2 protein-coding genes are annotated in these 5035 nt (G+C 37.6%); both read right to left on the reverse strand.

Features of this window, described 5'->3' with window-relative positions:
* Positions 1 to 231: 231 nt before the first annotated feature.
* Positions 232 to 2568 (reverse strand): NADP-dependent malic enzyme, encoded by a 2337-nt coding sequence (locus QZ265_RS09745; protein ID WP_296405711.1) that lies wholly within the window; start codon positions 2566 to 2568, stop codon positions 232 to 234.
* 272 nt (positions 2569 to 2840) lie between these two features.
* Positions 2841 to 4427 carry a protein adenylyltransferase SelO family protein gene (locus QZ265_RS09750; RefSeq protein ID WP_296405713.1) on the reverse strand — a complete coding sequence of 529 codons (1587 nt, stop codon included), beginning with the start codon at positions 4425 to 4427 and terminating at the stop codon, positions 2841 to 2843.
* Positions 4428 to 5035 lie beyond the last annotated feature (608 nt).

Consider the following 5035-nt stretch of genomic DNA (forward strand, 5'->3'; position numbering starts at 1 on the left):
CTCTTTCATCGGTTTTTATTGGTAATGGTGGTAGTTTTATTAGTAGTAACATTACGTATAAACACAATTATCTAAATTGTTCTTACTCTTAATAAAGCCGTCTTTTATTTCATTTTGATTACATATAATACAAAAGCCAGCATATATGCTGGCTTTTAGGTAAATTTTATTATTTTAAACTAAATTTTTATTTCAAATAAAATAAGCCAAACCACCTGAATCGGTGTAAACCTACTCACCTTTACTAGCATCAATATCTTGAGCTTCTGTAACTGCCAGAGCTGTCATATTTACAATACGACGTGCTGTAGCAGATGGTGTCAAAATATGAACTGGCTTGTTAGCGCCCAAAAGGATTGGACCAATTGACGCGCTTCCAGTGGCTGTTTTTAACAGGTTAAAGGCAATATTAGCCGCATCAAGAGTTGGCATAATTAACAAATTAGCTGGACCTTGCAATACACTATGAGGGAAGTCATGTTGACGGATATTGTCATCTAACGCTGCATCTCCATGCATTTCACCGTCAAACTCGAAATCTACATTCATTTCGCATAGTAGCTCATAAACTTTGCGCATCTTAACTGCGCTTTCACGATTAGAAGTACCGAAGTTAGAATGCGATAAAAGTGCCACACGAGGAACAATACCAAAGCGGCGCATCTGATTAACTGCCAATACTGTCATTTCAGCCAATTGCTCTGCAGTTGGGTCTTCATGAATGTATGTATCAGCAATAAATAGATTACGGTTTTGCATTAGTACCGCGTTCATAGAATAGAAGTTCTTAACACCGTCTAATTTGCCAATCACTCGTTCTACGTAGCTTAAGTGCAAGCTGTAGTAACTAAATGTACCACAGATCATACCGTCTGCATCGCCTTTTTCCACTAAGAGTGAGCCGATTAACGTAGTCTTACGGCGGACATCACGGCGAGCAAGTTCAATACTCACACCCTTACGCTTGTTCTTCTCGTAGTAGTACTGCCAGTAGTCTTTATAACGTGGATCCGAGTCTGGATTTACTATTTCAACATTTAGATCAGCTTTTAAGCGCAAACTTAAAGCATTAATTTGTGATTCAATAACATTTGGACGACCTATTAAAATAGGTTTTGCAAGGCCTTCATCCACCACAACTTGTACCGCGCGCAATACATTTGGATCTTCACCTTCACAGAATACAATGCGTTTAGGAGCTTCTTTAGCACGAGCAAACAACGGCTTCATAACAAAAGCTGAGTTATAAACGAATGCGGAAAGCTTCTGACGATAAGCAGCAAAGTCTTCAATTGGCAAGGTAGCCACACCTGAATCCATAGCTGCTTTTGCAACAGCAGGGGCTATTTCAATAATTAAATTAGGCTCTAAAGGACCCGGTATTAAATACTCCCGGCCAAAGCTTTTGCTAGTATCGACATATTTTTGACCTTGAAGAGGAGTAGCTTCGACATGGGCCATCGCTGCAATAGCATGCACACAAGCAATCTTCATTTCTTCGTTCACCGTAGTTGCACCAACATCAAGAGCACCACGGAAAATGTATGGGAAACAAAGAGCATTGTTAACTTGGTTAGGATAGTCAGAGCGGCCTGTTGCCATGATAATATCATCACGAACAGCGTGGGCCAATTCAGGCATTATCTCAGGTGTTGGATTAGCCAATGCAAAGATAATTGGATCACGGGCCATTCGTTTGATCATGTCAGCGGTTAGGATGCCAGGCATAGACAAACCTAAGAACATATCCACATCATCCATAACATCATTAAGACTTGTGGCGTCCGAATCACGAGCATAACGTTGTTTGCTTTCGTCAAGATTCTCTCGTTTATTAGAAATAATGCCACGAGAGTCTGATACGAATATATTAGATTTTTTTACGCCTAAAGCGCAAATCAAATCTAAACATGAGATTGCAGCAGCGCCAGCACCAGAACAAACGACTTTAATATCTTCAATCTTTTTGTCAATTAATTTTAGGGCATTAATTAAAGCCGCACCTACAATAATGGAGGTGCCATGCTGATCATCATGGAATACTGGAATGTTCATACGTTTACGTAATTCACGTTCGATTTTGAAACATTCAGGGGCTTTAATATCTTCTAAGTTAATACCACCAAAGGTTGGCTCTAAAGATGCAACTGCTTCAATAAATTTGTCAGGATCATTTTGATCGATTTCAATATCGAATACGTCGATACCAGCGAATCTTTTAAATAAAACGCCTTTACCTTCCATGACTGGCTTGGAGGCCAGTGGGCCAATGTTACCAAGACCTAATACTGCTGTTCCGTTTGTGATTACACCCACTAAATTACTACGTGCAGTATATTTTGCTGCAAGTTTTGGGTCTCTTTGGATCTCTAAACAAGGCACTGCAACACCAGGAGAATAAGCTAAAGCTAGGTCGTGTTGGTTAGCAATTTGCTTGGTTGGGGTTACAGAAATTTTACCTGGAATGGGATGTTCATGATAGTGCAGAGCAGACTGCTCAAATTGTTCTTTGTTCATCGCATTGCTATTATTTTCAGTGGGAATTGAATTAGGTGTATTATCGCTCATGTTTAAGACCAATTATCTTTAGGAAAAGGAAATCCGCAAACGGGAGACTCAAAAATGTGTCATTTAGCCCTATTAATCATGCTCTAAATAGCTAAAATAATAGGGTTGTCAGTCACGTAATATTATTAACATTATTAATGAAGGATGCAACTTTAGATTTGCCTATTACATCATTAATGATTTGATTATACAGATTCAGACAGCAGATAGCATGTATAACAAACTTTAAAACAGTTTTTTACATGAAAAATATTTTACTGCTGCTCAAATAATTATGATGAACAGCTTATTACCAAAGGTTTGGCTTGCCGATCAGGAGGTGTGACATCATCCATCGTTGCTGATTTTTGTGACTCATAAGGGGTAGTTAGTAATTTAAATAAACGGTCAACCTCACTAAAGTCACCGGATTCAGCTTGGTCAATGGCACGCTGAGCCATACTATTTCGCAGCACGTATGCCGGATTGGTTTTTTGCAACTGATTAATAACCGTAGATCGGTTGCCAGTACTTAAATCCGTTGCATTATTATCCATGTTATCAGTAGTACTATGCAATATAACCGCATCAATATGAGCTAAATATCGCTGTTGCCAATCATGCCATAGGCTTAGCTGAGCATTGTCTAACTCAGACTTTAAGCGATCTAAAAGCATAACTTCGTGTGGATGATTTTGAGGATCAACAACTGCAATCAAAGCTCTAAAGCTATTGGTATAATCAAGCTTATTGGACTCGATGAACTCAAGTAATTCGAAGGCTAACTTTAGCGTTTCATTTATGGTATTTGTAATAGTGTCAGCATGTAGTAAATCCCAAGCAAATCCTAACTTTTTACATATACCTTGTTGATAATGACTCATAAAACTTGATTCATATTTAGCCAGACAAGTTGCTAATACATCACGGCTAATGGTTTCTTGTATGTCATTAAACAATGACTTTCCAGAGAGCTGCATAAAGTGCATCATCCAAACATTTAAGTTCCAATGACCAATAGCAGGCTGATTTTGATAAGCATAACGTCCAGAATAATCTGAATGATTATTAATCCATGCGGGGTCAAATCTTTCAAGGAAACCAAATGGGCCATAATCTAAAGTGGTACCAGTAATTGATAAGTTGTCGGTATTCATTACACCATGAGCAAAGCCAATCAATTGCCAATCCGCAATCATCGTGGCAGTAGACGTGACAACTTCAGAGATGAAATCTGCTAGCGGAGTCTGTGATGTGGTTAATTCTGGAAAATAAGTCTCTATCATATATTTGGTGAAACTAGGCAATAAATCTGGAGCAAAACTTGCAATCCATTCCACATGACCTAGTCGAATATGAGTGTCTGCAACACGCATTAAGGCCGCTCCCTGTTCCATTGTTTCGCGTCTTACTGGGGTATCAGAAGTCACAAAGCCTAAGGAGCTTGAGGAGCGGATACCTAGACTAGACATGGCATGGCCACATAAATATTCACGAATAGTACTACGTAATACGGCTCGTCCATCTCCCATTCTTGAATAAGGGGTCAAGCCTGCCCCTTTTAAATGCAAGTCAGTTAATTTGCCTTTAGTATCTATAACCTGAGTCATTAATAAGCCACGGCCATCACCCAATTGTCCTGCCCATTGACCAAACTGATGACCTGCATAAGCCATTGCTAAAGGTTCAAAAGCATCTGGTACGTATTGACCTGACAAAATTTCAACCCAATTGTTCATTAAATCTGGCTCTTGATCCCAACCCAATTGTTTGGCAACTATAGGGTTGAAATGACCTGCTCTAGGGTTGCTAAGTGGGGTAGGTGGTTGACGGTTATAAAGACGAGGATCTAAGGTGACATAGCTATTTTGGAATTTCATGATTGTTATTGGCCTGATAGTCTAATAAGTGGGTAAAGTTATAAGATATATTTTTATAAGGGTCTTAAGTTATAAGACTTTTGGAAAATTTAAAATAGTTAACATGGCTATGATTTTAAATGAATTAAAGTCATTATAGTTTGAAAGAAAAAACTTATGCTAATCTTTAACAGATCAGTATAACAATGTAGGTAAATTAATTTTATCAAACCTTCGAACAATCGACTGTGGTTTCAATGTTGTTAAAATCAAATCATTTATAATTGGAAAATATATTAATTTTTTAAAGTTAATGGTTTTACGGGTATTGAGATTTGAAAGCATATAATAAGTTAATACCAGAGGTTTACCTTAAATATATTAAACTGAAACAATAAAAATCCCCTTTACCGAAGATAAAGGGGTTAAGATTAATTATAACGATAACTTAAGATCAGGTAATTATTAACGATTAAACTAGTTTTAGTTTAAGCGGTTTTAAAACCCACCTCTTTGTAAGACTGCTTTAAATTATGGTTATGCTGTAAGATACGTTTTTCAATCTTATGATAATGAGATTTTAATACATCATCCACCTCATGTAACCGTTCAGCAAATTCAGTTTTTTT

The sequence above is a fragment of the Psychrobacter sp. genome (assembly GCF_018260395.1).
GTDB lineage: Bacteria > Pseudomonadota > Gammaproteobacteria > Pseudomonadales > Moraxellaceae > Psychrobacter.